A 15,685-nucleotide genomic window follows, 5' to 3' on the forward strand; every position below is an offset into this window, starting at 1 on the left:
TGCTTTGAAGTGTTACATAAGGGTGGTACGCTTTGAAGAACCGCACGTTTCGGCCGGAGACACAGCGACGGTTTCCATGTCCGTGACCACCATGGGGGAACGCCCCCGGCGAGCCCAATCAAACGAAAACCATAAAAAAGGGAAGAAGAGGTGTAACATTTGAAGGATTTAAAGCATCTGATCTACTTTGAGAACCTTCTTGACAGCGCCAACAACGAGCTCGTGCAGCAGGCCAAGGATGAGGGTATGCACCCCATCGCTTACACTTGCTATCACATGCCCGAAGTGGTCCTCAACGTAGACAACTGTTTCTCGGTTAGACTTCGTGCGCCGAAAACGGGTTCATTCGACATCGCATCCTACTACATGTCCAACTACACCTGCGAGTACTGCAGAGCACTCGTGGAGCGTGCGATCGAGGGCGGCTATAACTTCCTCGACGCCATCGCTGGTGTGGACGCCTGCGCGGAGATGAACCGCTGCATGGAGAACATCGAGCTGGTCGCTGCCCCCGACATGCCCAACAAGAAGATGTTCGTTACCCACTGCGACATCCCGTACAAAGTCAAGGACTACACCCTCAAGCACTACGTCAAGCAGATCCGCAACCGCTTCCTGAACGTGCTGGCCGAGACCTACGGCGTGGATACGTCCGACAAGGCGCTGCGCAAGGCCGTCAAGGAGCACAACGAGGTCTGCAAGATCATCACCGAGATCGGCGATATGCGCAAGCTGGAGAACCCGCCCATCACCGGTTATGAATTCCACGTCCTCAACCTGGTTACTTACTGCTGCCCGAAGAGCAAGATCCTCCCGTACCTGAAGGAGACGCTGGCAGAGATCAAGAAGAGAAAAGTCGACGCCAAGCCGTGGTACCGCTGCCGCGTGGCCCTCATCGGCTCCGAGATCGACGACCTCGACATGACCCGCATGGTCGAAGACGCCGGCGCGATGATCGTTGCCGACCGTTTCTGCTTCGGCAGCACGCCGGGCCGTGAAGTCATCGAGCTCAACGACACGGACGACGTCCTCACGCAGATCTGCGCCCACTACCTGAAGACCACGCAGTGCCCGCGCTACATGAGCCAGGAGAAGATCCAGGAGCGCCGCGACACGATCAACCGTCTCGCCACCGAGAACGGTGCCGAAGGCATCATCTACGAATCCATGAAGTTCTGCGATTTCTGGGCATTCGAGCGCGCGCTGGCAAGCCATATCATGAACGAAGAGTATGGCTGGCCGGTCCTGTCCATCGACCGCCCGTATATGGCTCGCTCCTCCGGTCAGCTCCGCACGAGACTGCAGGCCTTTGTCGAGAGCCTTGAGATCAAGCAGATTCATAAGGCTGCGAAGGAGGACAAATAAATGCTGAAAAGTAACATTGCATGGATGAAGAAAAATGTCCCCTCCGACCTGAAGGTCTGGAAGGGCATGATCCAGGATATCGACTGGTCCCAGGTCGCAGCGAAGACCAAGCTGAGCCTCCAGCGCGATAAGGACCGCATTACGGCCGAGTTCAAGGAATTCGCCGCCATGGACACCAGCGCCAAGATCGATTGGCTCATGAACGGCGACCGTCACCTCGGTTATCTGTATAAGAAAGACGCCATCGCGTTTGCCCGCCGTGAGTGGAAGGGCCTCAAGAGCGTCGGCTACGACTTTGTCGGCTGGCTGAAGATCTGGGGCGGCATGCTCAACATGGTCATGAAGGACCCCATGTCCATTATGCTGGCCGTGTTCGAGTATCACTGGTTCGCTTCCTACCTGGCCACCCCGGCTGTGGTCGACCGCAGCGTGTTCGGCCGCCGCGGCAAGCTGCTGCAGGCTGACTTTGATATGTGGGTCGCCATTACCCACTGGGCCGAGGATCTGATCGCCAACCTCATCATGGCGGACGCGAAGATCGGCGGCAACCAGAAGATCAACAAGCGCATCATCATGTTCGACGAAATGACGATGGCGCAGATGATGGCCGGCTTCCCGAACCTGCTCGGCATCCCGTACCAGATGATCCCGGTCTTCATGGTCTCCGAGATGGACCAGCTGACCCTCATCCCGTACATCGACGCCATCGAGAGCTACGGCCTCCCGTCCGATACCTGCCCGCTGCCGACGGCTGAGTGCGGCTGCGCGGTCAAGGACGAGTACCCGATGTGCGGCCAGGGCTTCATCGCCTCCTCCATGCCGTGCGACGGTTCCGTCATGGCGACGTCCTTCCAGGATCGCCGCTTCAGCAAGTTCATGCCGAGCTACCCGCTGTGCATGCCCGTCCGTTACGACGACGAGGACACCACCGAGATGGCGGCTGCCGACATGAAGGACTGCATCCACTGGGTCGAGGGCCTCACCGGCGAGACCTGGAACTGGGACACTTACTTCGCCACCATGGAGAAGATGAACGAGTGCACCCGGCTCGAGATGGAGAAGTGGGAGATCAACAAGACCCACTATCCGCAGCTGGTCGGTTCCTCCTTCGAGCTGTTCCGTAAGTGGAACTACGAGATGGACGGCGGCCTGTTCCCCGAAGGCCTGAAGACGCAGCGCAAGATCTGCAAGACCATGATGGAGACCTACGAGAAGAAGCTGCCCGCTTACGTCGGCGGCTATGAGAAGTACCGTGCGCTCATCTGGAGCTGCCCGGCCCACTTCTATGCCAACTTCTCCAACTGGCTGGCCAACTGCTGGGGCATTTACGCGCTGACCGAGATGGAAGCGCTGAACATGACCAAGATGCTCAACACCACCGACAAGGAAGAGGCCATCAACGACCTCTGCCGTCTGTACGAGCGCATGGTCATGCGTCGCCACACCAACGGCGGCCACGATCACGTTCTGGGCGAGCTGTGGAGACAGTGCGAGAACTTCAACGCGAACGTCGTCATCATGTATCAGCACGTCTGCTGCAAGACGATGGCCGGCCTGCAGGGCCTGTTCGACGATCAGGCACGTGAGCTTGGTATCCACCTGATCTGGGTCGAGCACGACCTGATGGATCCGCGTACCGTTTCCCGTAAGGACATGCGCGGCCGTGTGAACAACTACATGGTCAACGTCATGCACGCGGAGCCGGTCGACGCCACCCTCATCGACATCGATGACGAGGTCACCTGGTAATTCGGAGCATTTGAACGTATAAACGTATATCGGACATTAAAAACATTCAGGAGGAAGTAATACTATGAAATACTTTGGCGGATGCGACGTAGGTTCCACCTACACGAAGGCAGTTATTCTTGACGAGAACGGCAAAATGTGCGCCGACACGACGATCCGCAGCAAGATCAATGCGGAGCAGTCCGCGATCGCGGCGATGCAGGAAGTCTGCGACAAGGTCGGCCTGAAGGACTCCAAGGAGCTCGCTTACCTCATCGGCACCGGCTACGGCCGCAACAAGGTCCCGTTCGCCGACGAGAACATCTCCGAGATCTCCTGCCACGCCATGGGCGTGCACGTCACGAACCCGGAAGTCCGCGCCATCATCGATATCGGCGGCCAGGACGTTAAGGGCATCAGCATCGACACCGACGGCACGGTCAAGAGCTTCGCGATGAACGATAAGTGCTCCGCCGGTACCGGCCGCTTCTTCGAGGCCATGGCCCGCTCCTTCGAGATGAGCCTGCCGGAGTTCTCGAACCTGTCCCTGACGGCGAAGAACGTCATCCCGATCACGGCGCAGTGCACCGTTTTCGCGGAGTCCGAAGTCATCACCCTCGTGGGCGAAGGCAAGCCGACCGACGAGATCGCCGCCGGCATCGAGATGGCCGTCGCCAAGCGCTGCTTCGTCATGGCCAAGAAGGCCGGCGCCACCGACAGCATCACGCTGACGGGCGGCTGCGCGAAGAACGCCGGCCTGAAGCAGGCCATCGAGCACGTGCTGAAGTTCAAAGTCGTTGAGCTGAAGACCGACCCGCAGCTGATGGGCGCTCTGGGTGCTGCCGAGTACGCTCGCCAGAAGGGTCTCGCCAAGAAGTAAGGAGACGATTACATGAAACTGTTGAAGAAGCTTCTCACCATCCTGCTGGCTACCTCCGGCGCTCTGTTCACCGTGTACCAGTTCAATCTGGATATGAAGCTCGTTGGCTGGCTGTACAATGTCCTCCATGAGTTCCATACCCGCAAACCGGTTACGACCGAGTTCTAAGTAAATCCCGCAAGCGGCCGCTGAGCGATCAGCGGCCGCTTTTTTCTGCGCCGCGCGCAGAAAAAAGCAAACGATCCCATTCGAGGCGGGCGCTTCGCCCCCTCGAGCTCCCCCGCTGCTCAGAAGTTTCCGCGGGAGTGGGGGGGCGTCTATTGGAAGTTACCGCCGATTGACGACGGGCTTCCACTTTGCGCCGTGCGCAGAAAAAAGCAAACAATCCCATTCGAGGCGGCTGCCGACTGCCAGCGGCTTTCCGGCTTGCGGAGCATAGACAAAAGCAAACGATCCCATTCGAGATGGGTGCGCTTATCCCCAGTAGCCGGAGATGCCGTCCGGCGCGTGCGCCTTGCTCGGCGGGATGGCGTCGTTTTTCCGGTTGCCGTGCGGGACGCTGTGGTCGCGCGCCGCCGCGCGCTGATCGTGCCCGGTCGGCACAGGCGCGGGCTTGCGCCCGCCGCGTTTATCTTCTTTCATGTGTTCCTCCTTGTCAGACCAGTCCGAAGACGGCCAGGATCAGCCCGTAGATCACGCTTGCGCTGATGCCGTAGACGATCACCGGCCCTGCGATCGTGAAGATCTTGACCGCCGTGCCCGTGACGAAGCCCTCGGTCTTGAATTCCAGCGCTGGGGACACCACGGAGTTTGCAAACCCCGTGATCGGCACCAGAGATCCCGCCCCGGCGAACCGCGCCAGATCGTCGTAAACGCCCAGCCCCGTCAGCAGCGCGCCGAGAAACACCAGCGTGATCGAGCACCACGTTGCCGCTGTGACCGCCGATGCGCCCCAGTGTTCATACAGGTTCACCAGTGCCTGACCGACCACGCAGATCGCGCCGCCGACCAGCCCCGCGCGCAGCAGGTCGCCCCAGATGGGCGAGCGCGGCGAGAGCGAATCGACAAACGCCGCATATTCTTCGTTGCTCATGCGCATTGTCCTCATCTCCTGCGCACAGTATGGCCGCGCGCGCGCAAAACTATGCAACAAGCGCCTCCGCACGGCATGCACGGAGACGCTTGTTGTTTTTTATAAATGTATGCTTGATGTACTATGTACCGGTTTTTTGTATGTCGAAAACCGCTCGTTCGGTATGCGAGCCAAAGAAGTCCGATGGCGCTCGTGAAGAAAAAAAGCGGCAGAGATAAAACACGGGACTGCTCGCGGGGCGCAGCAAAGAGTCTTGCTGGCGGTCATTTTTCCATATGTTGCTTATTTTAAAATGGTGATCCCCTCGAGCGCCAGCAGCTTTCGCTTAATCTCCAGCCCGCCGGCATAGCCGGTGAGTGTGCCGTTCGCGCCGATGACGCGGTGGCAGGGGATGACGATCGGGATCGGGTTGTGGTGGTTGGCCATGCCGACGGCGCGGCTGGCACTCGGGCTGCCGATGGCGGCGGCGAGCTCGCCATACGTGCACGTCTCGCCGTAGGGGATGGCGCGCAGCGCCGCCCAGACCCGCTGCTGAAATGCGGTGCCGCGCGGGGCGAGCGGCAGGTCGAATGTCCGCCGCGTGCCCGCAAAGTATTCCCGCAGCTGCGCCTCGGCCGCGTCGAGCAGGGGCGAGGCGTCCTGCGCGCCGTCCGCGCCGAAGCGGATGGCCGTGACGGCGGCTTCGTCCGCCTGGAGCGTCAGCAGGCCGATGGGCGTTTCGATGGTGCGTGTGCTCATGTCTCCAGCACCAGATTTTCCACGCCGGACTTTTCAAATTCGTCCATGTATTCATCCATGCGGGCGTTGAGCTCGGTATAGTCGGCGGGCTCGCTGTCGAGACAGCCCAGGTCGCGCCGCGCCAGCTCCTCGGCCAGAATGTCGAAAAACACGGCGTCCTCATAGTCGGCGATGGCCTCGTGAATGCCGCCGTTTTCGTAGGCGGGCGAGGGGAAAATGTGCCCCTGCCAGCGGGAAATGAGCGCGTTCATGCCGTTTTTGGCGCACTGCGCAAAGAGCTTTTCCTGCAAAATATCGTAATCCTCAAACCGGTCTTTCTCGCGTGTGGAGTTGAGGATCCAGTTGCCGATGTAGACGAGATCCAGCAGCCGCCGGAACTCCTTGTCGGTGAGTTCTATGTTCATCCGGTCATCCCTCCCGACGGGAGCCTGCGCCCCCGAAAAATGGCTGGCATCCGCAGCGGTCGGCGGCGGATGCGCTTGTGCTACCATTATAGCAAACGGCGGCGGGAAATTCTACACCATTTTTCTGTTGCGAAGTTGGACAAAACAGTATATGATAATAGAATCGCACTGTTATGCAAAGGAGGCGGCGTATGCAGGTCGTTATCACGATCGAGGGCTCCCAGGCCGATGTTTTCGAGCAGGAGCCGGACGAGCTGGTGCAGTTTTCGACCGACGGGGAGTATACCTGCGTCGACGGCTGCGGGGTGCTCACCTATCCCGAGAGCGAGCTGACCGGCATGGCCGGCACGCTCACGACCATCACTTTCACGCCGTCGAGCGCCGTGCTCAAGCGCACCGGCACCGTCACGAGCCGGATGGTCTTTGCCCCCGGCGCGCGCAACACGTTTTTGTACCAGACACCGTATGGCACCAGCACGGTCGGGCTGGAGACGCAGCGCTACCGCTCCACGCTGGGCGAGCACGGCGGGGTGCTGGATCTGTTGTATGTCGTGGATTTTGACCATGCCTGCGCCAACCGCAACCAGCTGAAGATCACCGTCCGAGAACAATAAGATTATAGAATAGGGGGTAACTGATTATGGCCAATCGAATCGAACAGGCACGCGCCGCCGTGGATGCGTGCATCCGGGAAGCATATCTGCGCGCCGCCGCGGCGGGCGATCTGCCCGAGGGCGCGGACGTGCGCGGCTCCGTCGAGCAGCCGAAGGACACCGCCAACGGCGACTTTGCCGCCAACCACGCCATGGCGTCGGCCAAGACCATGCACATGGCCCCACGCAAGATCGCCGAGGCGCTCATCGCGCACATGGAGTTGGACGGCACGTGGTTTGCCTCCGTTGAGGCGGCAGGGCCGGGCTTTTTGAACTTCCGCCTGTCCGACAAGTGGTATCAGGACGTGCTGACTGCCGTGGACGAAGCCGGCGCGGACTATGGCCGCGTGGACGATGGCCACGGGGAAAAGGTCATGGTGGAGTTCGTATCCGCCAATCCGACCGGGCCCATGACGATCGGCAACGCGCGCGGCGGCGTGCTCGGCGACGCGCTCGCGTCCGTGCTCGACCGCGCGGGCTACAATGTCTGGCGCGAGTTTTACGTCAACGATGCCGGCAATCAGGTCGACCTGTTCGGCAAGTCCATCGAGGCGCGCTATCTTCAGCTCATCCAGGGCGAGGACGCCGTGGAATTCCCGGACAACGGCTACCACGGCGACGACATCCGGGAGCTTGCCAAACTGATCTACGAGCGTGACGGCGACAAGTACCTCACCATGCCGAGCGCCGAGCGCTGCGCGGCGTTCGTGGCCTTCGGCCTGCCGTACAACATTGCGCGTATGCAGCGCGACCTCGAGCGCTACCGCATCCATTTTGATCAGTGGTTTCTTGAGAGCAGCCTGCACAGTTCCGGCTACGTGACCGAGACGGTGCAGCTGCTTGTGGACGCCGGCCTGACGTATGAAAAGGACGGCGCGCTCTGGCTGCGCAACACCGACCTCGGCGCCGATAAGGACGAGGTCCTGCGCCGCTCGAACGGGTTTTATACGTACTACGCGGTCGACATCGCCTATCACCGCAACAAATTCATCGAGCGCGGCTTTGACCGCGTCATCGACGTCTGGGGCGCGGATCACCACGGCCACGCCATTCGCTTCGCCGCGACCATGCGTGCGCCCGCGCTGGGGCTCGAGGGCCGCAAGCTCGACTTCCTCATCATGCAGATGGTGCGCCTCATGCGCGGCGACGAGATCGTCAAGGTCTCCAAGCGCACGGGTAAGGCGCTCTCGCTCGCTGACCTCATGGACGAGATCGGCGTGGATGCCTGCCGCTTTTTCTTCAACGCCAAGCCGGACTCGCATCTGGAGTTTGACCTCGACCTCGCCATCCGGCAGGACAGCGAAAACCCCGTCTACTACGTCCAGTATGCGCACGCGCGCATCTGCACGCTGCTCGCCGCCATGGCCGAGGTCGGCTGCGCCGTGCCCGCTGCGGCGGATGTGGACGTGGCCCTGCTCACGACGCCGCAGGAGCACGAGCTCATCAAGCAGATCGCCATGCTCCCGGAGGAGATCCACCTTGCCGCGCGCGATTACGATCCCAGCCGCATCAACCGCTACGTGACGGAGCTGGCCGCGCGCTTCCACCGGTTCTACAATGTCTGCCGCATCAAGGACGCGGAGCCCGCCGTGCGCGACGCGCGCCTGAAGCTGGCCGACACGACGCGCCGCGTGCTCGAGATCGGTCTGGATATCATCGGCGTGACCGCACCGGAAAAAATGTGACCGGAATTTTGAGACAAGCAAATGCCCTCCCACCGCGCACGCGGGGGAGGGCATTTTTGCGCTTCCGGACAGAAACGGCAACAGCGTGCCGCCGGAGAGTGGCGACACGCTGCTGTCGAGAGAGCAAAAATAAGAAGAGAAAAGAAAGAAATCGGAAGAACGTTGAGTTAATTTATTAACTAACGTGATTATTTTATAACACATTCGTGCGGCGTTGTAAAGTGAAAAGTGCGAATTTTTGCAAAATAGGCGTTTCGTCAAGAAAATATCAGTCCAGATGGGCGCTTTTGTGCAATTTGTCGGCGGCGCTATGCGCCCCAGATCCAGCGCACGAGCGCGGCGGCCACGAGAAAGCCGGTCAGGTCGGCGGCGATGGCGGCAGGGATTGCCCAGCGGCTGCGCCGGACGCCGCAGGCGCCGAAATACACGGCCAGCACGTAGAACGTCGTCTCGGTCGAGCCGAGCATGACGGCGGCGGTGCGGCCGATGCGGGAATCGGGCCCGTAGGCGCCGATGATGTCGCTGGCCGCGGCCAGCGCGCCGCTGCCGCTGACCGGCCGCACGACCATGAGGATCGCCGTCTCCGGCGGGATGCCGAGCCACGCCAGCACCGGCGCGCACAGGCGCGTGAGCGCATCGAGCGCCCCGGAAGCGCGCAGTATGCTCACAGCCGCCAGCAGCGCCACCAGGGCGGGGAAGATGCGCACCACGGTCCGCAGCCCGTCGAGCGCTCCGGCCGTCAGCGCAGAAAAGACGTCCGTCCCCGTCAGCGCGCCGTAGAGCCCCACACCGGCCAGCAGCGCCGGGACGGTCAGCGCCAACACGTCGCTCACCGCCATACGCGCGACAGGCACTTCCCGGTCAGCAGTCCGACCGTGACCGAGCACAGGGAGGTCACCCACACGGCCGGCAGAATATCGAACGGCACGGCCGCGCCCGCCGCCTCGCGCACCGCGGCGATCGTGACCGGCAGCAGCTGGATCGACGCCGTGTTGAGTACCACCAGCAGGCACAGCTCGTCGCTGGCTTTGCTGCCCCGGAGCTCGCGCGCCATCGCCTGTGCGGCGCGCACGCCGGCCGGCGTCGCCGCGTTGCCGAGCCCGAGCAGGTTCGCGCTCACGTTCATGCTCAGTGCGTCGAGCGTCTGTGCATCGCGCGACGCTCGCGGGAACAACCGCCGCAGCACCGGCTGCAGCAGTCTGGACAGCCCGGCCGCGATGCCGCTGCGCCGCATGACCTCCATCACGCCGGACCACAGGCAGATCATGCCGCCCACCGTCAGGCAAAACGTCACCGCCTGCTGCACACCCTGCGCCGCCGCCGCGCCGACGGCCGCGCTCTGCCCTGTCGCCGCGCCGTAGATCAGCGCCACGCACACCATGCCTACCCAGACCCAGGTCAATGCCATGCCTTTGCGTCCTTTCCTGAAAACTGCGGTTGTCCGCGGCGCTGCGTCCGGCTGTGTGCGGCCGGCGCCGGCACGGGCAACCAGTGCAGTATATGTTTTGCCGCACGGCGTTAGGACGATTTGGCGTGGTCGCTGATGATTAAAAAATTTTATGTTTTCGGTGATTATTCACAAAACAGATGAATTTGAAGCATGCAAAAATATACAAATGGTAGAAAAACGCAATTCATCGGACAAGTTGCCGCGAATTCGTTGACTTTTTGTCAACGTTTGGTATAATGCAGGTGTTGAAATGAATGATCGAATCTTTCTCAATTTATTCCATTCGTATTGGAGGCATTTACCATGAAGTCCACAGGCATTGTGAGAAAAGTTGACGAGCTCGGCCGTATCGTGCTCCCCATCGAGCTGAGAAGAACCCTCGGCATTGAGGAAAAAGACCGCATCGAGATCTTCGTGGATGGTGAGTCCATCATCCTGCGCAAGTATCAGCCGGCCTGCATCTTCTGTGATAACGCGAAAGACATCATCAACTACAAAGGCAAGAACATTTGCCCCGACTGCATCCGCGCCATGAACGAGAAGCTCTGAGCACGGAGCAAAAAAGTCCCCTGACCGTCGGTCAGGGGACTTTTTTTATCGTCTGCGGGGGCTCAGGCGTTGAGCGCCATCTGATACAGCTCATTTTTGCCGAAGCCGGTGTCTGCCGCGGCGAGCTTGCACGCCTCTTTGAGCGCGCGGCCCTCGCTGCGGTAGCGTGCCACGATCTCGAGCGCCTGCTCGGCCGTGACGACCGGCTCCGAGCGCTCGGGTGCGCCGCGCAGCACGAGCACGAATTCGCCCTTCGGCGGCGTCTCGGTGAAGTAGGCCACCGCGCCGTCGAGCGTCGTGCGCAGCTTTTGCTCATGGAGCTTGGTCAGCTCGCGCGCGAGCGTGATCTCCCGCGCGCCGCCGAACGTGTCGCGCAGGTCGCAGAGCGTGCGCAGCAGCTTGTGCGGCGCTTCGTAGAAGATCATCGTGCGCGTCTCGCCGCGCAGGCGCTCAAGATGCTCGCGCCGGGTCTTGCCGCTCACGGCGAGGAAGCCCTCGAAGCAAAACTGCTGCGTCGGCAGGCCGGACACGGCCAGCGCCGCGATGGCCGCGCACGGGCCGGGGATGACCTGCACGTCGATGCCCTGCTCGGCGCACTGGCGCACGATGTCCTCACCGGGGTCGGAGATGGCGGGCATGCCGGCGTCGGTCACGAGCGCGCACGTCTCACCGGCAAGCAGCCGGGCGACGATCTTCTCACCGCTGGCGTATTTGTTGTGCTCATAGTAGCTCACGCACGGTTTTTTGATCTCAAAATGGTTGAGGAGCTTCGCCGTCACGCGCGTGTCCTCGGCGGCGATGAAGTCGGCGCTGCGCAGCGTCTCGAGTGCACGCACGGACAGGTCGCCGAGGTTGCCGATCGGCGTGCCGACCAGATACAGTGTTCCGCTCATAGTCACGTCCTCCTGTGATAAATTCTGCGGATCTCTTCCGAGTCCGTGCCGTCGGGTGCGCACAGTGCCAGCGGCGGCAGGAGCTTGAGCCCCGGCTTTCCGCCGCGGCGTGCCTCGACCAGCACGAGGCTGGGCGCCGCATGCGCCGTGTGCGCCACGGTGCGCAGGCGCTTGGGCTCGAGCCCGGCGGCCGTGAGCGCGCACAGCAGCTCGCTCAGCCGCTCCGGCCGGTGCACGAGCGCGGCCGAGCCGCCCCAGCGCGTGAGATAGGCCATGGCGGCGCAGATGTCCTGCATGGTGCAGGTGCGCTCGTCGCGCGCGTGCGCGCGCATGGGGTCGGGCGAGGTATAGCCGCTGCCCGCGGCGAAGTACGGCGGGTTTGCCACGACGAGGTCAAAGCTGCCGGCCGGGAGCACCGCGCGGTGCTCGCGCAGGTCGGCGCAGAGGATCTGCGCCCGGCCGGTCAGGCCGTTGGCCTCGAGATTGTTCCGGCAGAGCTGCGCCGCGTCCGGCTGCAGCTCCACGCCGACGGCCGCCGCTTGCGGCAGCGCGTGCAGCAGCAGCACCGTCAGCACGCCGGCGCCGCAGCCGAGGTCGGCAAAGCGGCGCACGCGGCGGTCAGCCGCAAAATCGGCCAGCAGCACGCTGTCCGTGCCGAGGGCGAACCCGGCGCCGGAGCGCGCAAACCGCGGCCCGCCCGGCCACAGATCGTCATATTGTACGCAGGGGGGCATGGCATCCGCTCCTTCCGCGAAAATCGTCTGAAATAGATAGAGGCGATATGCCTGGAGCATATCGCCTCATCCGTTTGCGTTGTTCTCGGTCGAATTAGTCGACAGAGATCGCGCCCACCGGGCAGTTCGCAGCGCAGGTGCCGCACTCCATGCAGCTGTCCGCGTTGATGACGTACTTGCCATTGCCCTCGGAAATCGCCTCAGCCGGGCAGTTCGCAGCACAGGTGCCGCACATGACGCAATCGTCGCCAATAACAAATGCCATTGTAATTACCTCCTATGATTTTGACCAGACTTCTCTTCCTCTGGTATGGAGTCATTGTAGCACAAAAATCCGAAAAATCAACCGTCATTTTCGAAATTCGGAAAAGCATGTTGATTAAAATACAGGAAGGGGTGGAAATAATAAAAATCAGCTTCCCGGATTCGGCAGTTTCCTTGTGCCAGCCGGGCGATAATAGAGGCGTATGACCAGCGAAGGAGGCAAACGATCTATGCGCGGCAGCGAACGGTTTACACAGCGGGCATCCACGGCGATCACAAAGGCGCACGACGCAGCCCTGGGCATGGGGCACAGTTATGTGGGCACGGAGCATCTCCTGCTCGGCATCATCCGGGAGGGGGAGGGGCTCGGCGCCCGCATTCTGACCGATAACGCGCTGACGGACGCCGTGCTCACGCGCATGGTCACGGAGACGGTCGGCCGCGGCGTGCCCGGCGCGCCCGAGCAGGGGCTCAGCCCCCGGGCGCGGCACGTCATCGAGCTGGCCGCCGAGGATGCCAACCGGCTCGGTCACTGTTACGTTGGCACGGAGCACATCCTCATGGGCATCCTCCGCGAGGCGGACAGCGCCGGTGCGCGCATCATCGTGGCGGCCGGCGGCGACCTGAACAAGATCTACACGGACATCATGGACGTGTTCGGCCGGCCGGAGTATAAGCCCCGGCCGCAGCAGTCGGCCCCGCGGTCCCAGACGCGCCGCGCCGCCGACACGAAAACGCTCGACCAGTACGGCCGCGACCTCACGGAGCTGGCAGCCGGCGGGAAGATGGACCCGGTCATCGGCCGCGACCGGGAGATCGAGCGCGCCATCCAGATCCTCTCGCGCCGCAGCAAGAATAACCCCGTGCTCATCGGCGAGCCCGGCGTCGGCAAGACGGCGGTGGCCGAGGGGCTGGCGCAGCGCATTTCGGACGGCAACGTGCCCGAGGATCTGCGCAACAAGCGTATTGTGAGTGTGGACCTGACGGCCATGCTCGCGGGCACAAAGTACCGCGGCGACTTTGAAGAGCGCGTCAAGTGCGTCCTGCACGAGGTGCAGCGAGCGGGGAATGTGATTCTCTTCATCGACGAGCTGCACACGATCGTCGGCGCGGGCTCGGCCGAGGGCGCGATCGACGCGGCGAACATTCTCAAGCCCGCGCTCGGGCGCGACGAGCTGCAGATCATCGGCGCGACGACGCTCGAGGAGTACCGCAAGTATATCGAAAAGGACGCGGCGCTCGAGCGGCGCTTTCAGCCTGTGCGCATTGCAGAGCCCACGCCGGAGCAGAGCCTGCTGATCCTGCGCGGTCTGCGCGAACGGCTCGAGGCGCACCACCGCCTGCACATCACGGACGATGCGCTGCGCAAGGCCATCACGCTCTCCGTACGCTATATCGGCGACCGCTGGCTGCCGGACAAGGCCATCGACCTCGTGGACGAGGCGGCCTCGCGCGTGCGCATGCAGGCGCTCGTGCAGCCGGAGCGGGTGCACGCGCTGGAGATGCAGCTGACGAACACGACCGCGGATATGGAAAGCGCCGTGCGCGCGCAGAATTTCGAGCGCGCGGCCCGCCTGCGCGACCGCGAGCAGAAGCTGCGCACGGAGCTCGAGCAGCTGCGCAGTCAGTGGGAGCAGACGCATGCCGGCCCCGTGCGCGCCGTGACGGGCGAGGACGTGGCCGAGATCGTTTCGCTCTGGACGGGTATCCCCGTCGCGGGCATCACTTCGAGCGAGAGCAAGCAGCTGCTGCAGATGGAGGCGTCGCTGCGCCGCCGCGTCGTCGGGCAGGAGGAGGCCGTGCACGCGGTCTCGAACGCGATCCGCCGCAGCCGCGTCGGTCTTGGCGACCCGAACCGCCCGATCGGCAGCTTTCTGTTCCTCGGCCCGACCGGCGTCGGGAAGACGGAGCTCTGCCGCGCGCTGGCCGAGGCGCTCTTCGGCGACGAGAAGGCGCTCATCCGCGTGGACATGTCGGAATATATGGAGCGGCACAGCGTCTCGCGGCTCATCGGCTCGCCCCCTGGCTATATCGGCCACGAGGAGGGCGGCCAGCTCACGGAAAAGGTGCGCCGCAAGCCGTATTCCGTTGTGCTGTTCGACGAGATCGAAAAGGCGCACGAGGACGTGTTCAACCTCCTGCTGCAGGTCATGGAGGACGGCCAGCTCACGGATTCGCTCGGGCGGAAGGTGAACTTCCGCAACGCCGTCGTCGTCATGACCTCGAACGTCGGCGCAAAGGCCATCACGGACAGCCGCCGCAGCCTCGGCTTCACGCAGCAGACGGGCGAGGGCGCCGGGCGCACGGACGCCGAGATCCGCAGCATGGTCATGTCCGACCTGAAAAAGACGTTTCGGCCGGAGTTTCTCAACCGCGTCGACGACATCATCGTCTTTCACAAGCTCACGCGCGCCAACATCCGCCAGATCGCGCAGAAGCTCCTCGACACGGTCAACACGCGCATGGAGCGCGCGGGCGTGGAGCTGCAGGTGCCGGACGCGGCGCTCGATGCGCTCTTGGCCACGGGGTATGACCCCGTGTACGGCGCGCGGCCGCTGCGCCGGGCCATCCAGAGCACGATCGCCGATCAGGCGGCGGGCATGCTGCTCGACGGCACGCTCCAACAGGGCGATGTCGTGACGGCGGAGGTGCACGACGGAAAAATTGTTTTGACGAAAACGCGCGAACGTGGTACGATAACGTCTTAATGTAAAAAATGATAAAGCATTCAGACGGAGGCGTACCCCAGCATGGAGCAGAACCAAGTACAGCAAGATTTGAGCGCATTTCGTGACCCGTTTCGCTACAACACGTTTCACGGCTTTAATTCACACAACCACATCGTTGTCACCGAGGTCGGCGAAGGCACGAGCGTCGTCGAAGTCGAGATGACGCAGGACGCCATGAACCCGCTCGGCATGGCACACGGCGGGCTGATCTTCAGTATGTGCGATGTGGCGACCGGCGTTGCCGCGCGTACCGGCGGGCGCATCACCGTGACGCTCGACAGCAGCATCCAGTTTCTGCGTCCGGGCAAGGACACATCCAAGCTCGTGGCGCACGGCCGTGTCGTCAAGGAGGGCCGCACGACCGGCCTTGTGACGGCGGAGGTGTTCAATGATGCGGGCGAACTGCTCGCCACCGCGTCCGTGATGGTCTACTATGTGGACGAGAACACCTATGCGGACGAAACGATGCAGTAAATTGCACGATCAACGAAGAAAAGAGACGTTCTGAGAACGTCTCTTT

The 15,685-nt window shown here is 62.4% G+C and carries 18 protein-coding genes; 9 read left to right on the top strand and 9 right to left on the bottom strand.

Translation table 11 applies throughout. The features are described from left to right. The first annotated feature begins 159 nt into the window (after positions 1-159). The 4 genes from OGM61_04665 (at position 160) to OGM61_04680 (ending at position 4,141) form a co-directional block, all read left to right on the top strand. The gene (locus tag OGM61_04665) at positions 160-1,365 is read left to right on the top strand and encodes a 2-hydroxyacyl-CoA dehydratase family protein (protein UYI85370.1); all 1,206 of its coding nucleotides are present in this window, start codon (positions 160-162) and stop codon (positions 1,363-1,365) included. After that, positions 1,366-3,114, top strand: a complete 1,749-nt coding sequence (locus OGM61_04670) for a 2-hydroxyacyl-CoA dehydratase family protein (GenBank protein UYI85371.1) — start codon at positions 1,366-1,368, stop codon at positions 3,112-3,114. A gap of 64 nt (positions 3,115-3,178) precedes the next feature. Then, positions 3,179-3,973 carry an acyl-CoA dehydratase activase gene (locus tag OGM61_04675; GenBank protein UYI85372.1) on the top strand — a complete coding sequence of 265 codons (795 nt, stop codon included), beginning with the start codon at positions 3,179-3,181 and terminating at the stop codon, positions 3,971-3,973. A 12-nt stretch (positions 3,974-3,985) separates the two neighbouring features. Next, the gene (locus OGM61_04680; GenBank protein ID UYI85373.1) at positions 3,986-4,141 is read left to right on the top strand and encodes a hypothetical protein; all 156 of its coding nucleotides are present in this window, start codon (positions 3,986-3,988) and stop codon (positions 4,139-4,141) included. A gap of 306 nt (positions 4,142-4,447) precedes the next feature. On the opposite strand, the gene OGM61_04685 is transcribed toward OGM61_04680, so the two are convergent. The 4 genes from OGM61_04685 to OGM61_04700 all read right to left on the bottom strand — a co-directional run bounded on the left by OGM61_04685 (position 4,448) and on the right by OGM61_04700 (position 6,208). After that, on the bottom strand, positions 4,448-4,615 hold the full coding sequence (locus tag OGM61_04685; protein UYI85374.1) for a hypothetical protein: 168 nt from the start codon (positions 4,613-4,615) through the stop codon (positions 4,448-4,450). A gap of 13 nt (positions 4,616-4,628) precedes the next feature. Next, positions 4,629-5,072 (bottom strand): stage V sporulation protein AC, encoded by a 444-nt coding sequence (gene spoVAC / locus OGM61_04690; protein ID UYI85375.1) that lies wholly within the window; start codon positions 5,070-5,072, stop codon positions 4,629-4,631. A 276-nt stretch (positions 5,073-5,348) separates the two neighbouring features. After that, complete coding sequence (locus tag OGM61_04695; protein ID UYI85376.1) at positions 5,349-5,804, bottom strand: methylated-DNA--[protein]-cysteine S-methyltransferase; 456 nt, start codon at positions 5,802-5,804, stop codon at positions 5,349-5,351. Next, positions 5,801-6,208: a hypothetical protein gene (locus tag OGM61_04700; GenBank protein ID UYI85377.1), complete on the bottom strand. Its 408-nt coding sequence runs from the start codon at positions 6,206-6,208 to the stop codon at positions 5,801-5,803. The genes OGM61_04695 and OGM61_04700 overlap by 4 nt, the downstream gene beginning before the upstream one ends. Positions 6,209-6,399: 191 nt before the next feature. Here OGM61_04700 and OGM61_04705 point away from each other — a divergent pair, with 191 nt between their 5' ends. Both OGM61_04705 and argS read left to right on the top strand, forming a co-directional pair. Beyond that, the gene (locus OGM61_04705; protein UYI85378.1) at positions 6,400-6,822 is read left to right on the top strand and encodes a DUF1934 domain-containing protein; all 423 of its coding nucleotides are present in this window, start codon (positions 6,400-6,402) and stop codon (positions 6,820-6,822) included. Positions 6,823-6,848: 26 nt separating this feature from the next. After that, a complete protein-coding gene (gene argS, locus OGM61_04710) occupies positions 6,849-8,546 on the top strand; it encodes an arginine--tRNA ligase (protein UYI85379.1) in 1,698 nt (565 codons plus the stop codon). A gap of 308 nt (positions 8,547-8,854) precedes the next feature. On the opposite strand, the gene OGM61_04715 is transcribed toward argS, so the two are convergent. Both OGM61_04715 and OGM61_04720 read right to left on the bottom strand, forming a co-directional pair. Further along, positions 8,855-9,385, bottom strand: a complete 531-nt coding sequence (locus OGM61_04715) for a spore maturation protein (GenBank protein UYI85380.1) — start codon at positions 9,383-9,385, stop codon at positions 8,855-8,857. Continuing rightward, entirely contained in the window at positions 9,376-9,954 is a 579-nt protein-coding gene (locus OGM61_04720) for a spore maturation protein A (GenBank protein ID UYI85381.1), read from the bottom strand. Before OGM61_04720 ends, OGM61_04715 begins: the two co-directional genes overlap by 10 nt. 345 nt (positions 9,955-10,299) lie before the next feature. On the opposite strand from OGM61_04720, the gene OGM61_04725 reads away from it, so the two are divergent. Further along, positions 10,300-10,545, top strand: a complete 246-nt coding sequence (locus OGM61_04725) for an AbrB/MazE/SpoVT family DNA-binding domain-containing protein (GenBank protein UYI85382.1) — start codon at positions 10,300-10,302, stop codon at positions 10,543-10,545. A gap of 62 nt (positions 10,546-10,607) precedes the next feature. On the opposite strand, the gene rsmI is transcribed toward OGM61_04725, so the two are convergent. The 3 genes from rsmI to OGM61_04740 all read right to left on the bottom strand — a co-directional run bounded on the left by rsmI (position 10,608) and on the right by OGM61_04740 (position 12,437). Beyond that, positions 10,608-11,438 carry a 16S rRNA (cytidine(1402)-2'-O)-methyltransferase gene (gene rsmI / locus OGM61_04730; protein ID UYI85383.1) on the bottom strand — a complete coding sequence of 277 codons (831 nt, stop codon included), beginning with the start codon at positions 11,436-11,438 and terminating at the stop codon, positions 10,608-10,610. Positions 11,439-11,440: 2 nt separating this feature from the next. Further along, positions 11,441-12,172 (bottom strand): methyltransferase, encoded by a 732-nt coding sequence (locus OGM61_04735; GenBank protein ID UYI85384.1) that lies wholly within the window; start codon positions 12,170-12,172, stop codon positions 11,441-11,443. Positions 12,173-12,266: 94 nt separating this feature from the next. Further along, positions 12,267-12,437, bottom strand: coding sequence for a 4Fe-4S binding protein (locus OGM61_04740; GenBank protein ID UYI85385.1), 171 nt, complete (start codon positions 12,435-12,437; stop codon positions 12,267-12,269). 229 nt (positions 12,438-12,666) lie between these two features. Here OGM61_04740 and OGM61_04745 point away from each other — a divergent pair, with 229 nt between their 5' ends. Next, positions 12,667-15,144 (top strand): ATP-dependent Clp protease ATP-binding subunit, encoded by a 2,478-nt coding sequence (locus OGM61_04745; protein UYI85386.1) that lies wholly within the window; start codon positions 12,667-12,669, stop codon positions 15,142-15,144. Positions 15,145-15,213: 69 nt separating this feature from the next. Next, positions 15,214-15,639, top strand: a complete 426-nt coding sequence (locus tag OGM61_04750) for a PaaI family thioesterase (protein UYI85387.1) — start codon at positions 15,214-15,216, stop codon at positions 15,637-15,639. Positions 15,640-15,685: the final 46 nt, after the last annotated feature.

This window comes from Clostridiales bacterium, from assembly GCA_025757645.1.
Classification (GTDB): Bacteria; Bacillota; Clostridia; order Oscillospirales; family Oscillospiraceae; genus CAG-103.

Bases quoted from the DNA above. Each gene is read 5' to 3' on its own strand.
- OGM61_04720 (UYI85381.1), bottom strand. From the start codon at position 9,954: ATGGCATTGACCTGGGTCTGGGTAGGCATGGTGTGCGTGGCGCTGATC.
- rsmI (UYI85383.1), bottom strand. From the start codon at position 11,438: ATGAGCGGAACACTGTATCTGGTCGGCACGCCGATCGGCAACCTCGGC.
- OGM61_04685 (UYI85374.1), bottom strand. From the start codon at position 4,615: ATGAAAGAAGATAAACGCGGCGGGCGCAAGCCCGCGCCTGTGCCGACC.
- OGM61_04695 (UYI85376.1), bottom strand. From the start codon at position 5,804: ATGAGCACACGCACCATCGAAACGCCCATCGGCCTGCTGACGCTCCAG.
- argS (UYI85379.1), top strand. From the start codon at position 6,849: ATGGCCAATCGAATCGAACAGGCACGCGCCGCCGTGGATGCGTGCATC.
- OGM61_04745 (UYI85386.1), top strand. From the start codon at position 12,667: ATGCGCGGCAGCGAACGGTTTACACAGCGGGCATCCACGGCGATCACA.
- OGM61_04725 (UYI85382.1), top strand. From the start codon at position 10,300: ATGAAGTCCACAGGCATTGTGAGAAAAGTTGACGAGCTCGGCCGTATC.
- OGM61_04715 (UYI85380.1), bottom strand. From the start codon at position 9,385: ATGGCGGTGAGCGACGTGTTGGCGCTGACCGTCCCGGCGCTGCTGGCC.
- OGM61_04700 (UYI85377.1), bottom strand. From the start codon at position 6,208: ATGAACATAGAACTCACCGACAAGGAGTTCCGGCGGCTGCTGGATCTC.
- OGM61_04740 (UYI85385.1), bottom strand. From the start codon at position 12,437: ATGGCATTTGTTATTGGCGACGATTGCGTCATGTGCGGCACCTGTGCT.
- OGM61_04705 (UYI85378.1), top strand. From the start codon at position 6,400: ATGCAGGTCGTTATCACGATCGAGGGCTCCCAGGCCGATGTTTTCGAG.
- OGM61_04670 (UYI85371.1), top strand. From the start codon at position 1,366: ATGCTGAAAAGTAACATTGCATGGATGAAGAAAAATGTCCCCTCCGAC.
- OGM61_04735 (UYI85384.1), bottom strand. From the start codon at position 12,172: ATGCCCCCCTGCGTACAATATGACGATCTGTGGCCGGGCGGGCCGCGG.
- OGM61_04675 (UYI85372.1), top strand. From the start codon at position 3,179: ATGAAATACTTTGGCGGATGCGACGTAGGTTCCACCTACACGAAGGCA.
- spoVAC (UYI85375.1), bottom strand. From the start codon at position 5,072: ATGCGCATGAGCAACGAAGAATATGCGGCGTTTGTCGATTCGCTCTCG.
- OGM61_04680 (UYI85373.1), top strand. From the start codon at position 3,986: ATGAAACTGTTGAAGAAGCTTCTCACCATCCTGCTGGCTACCTCCGGC.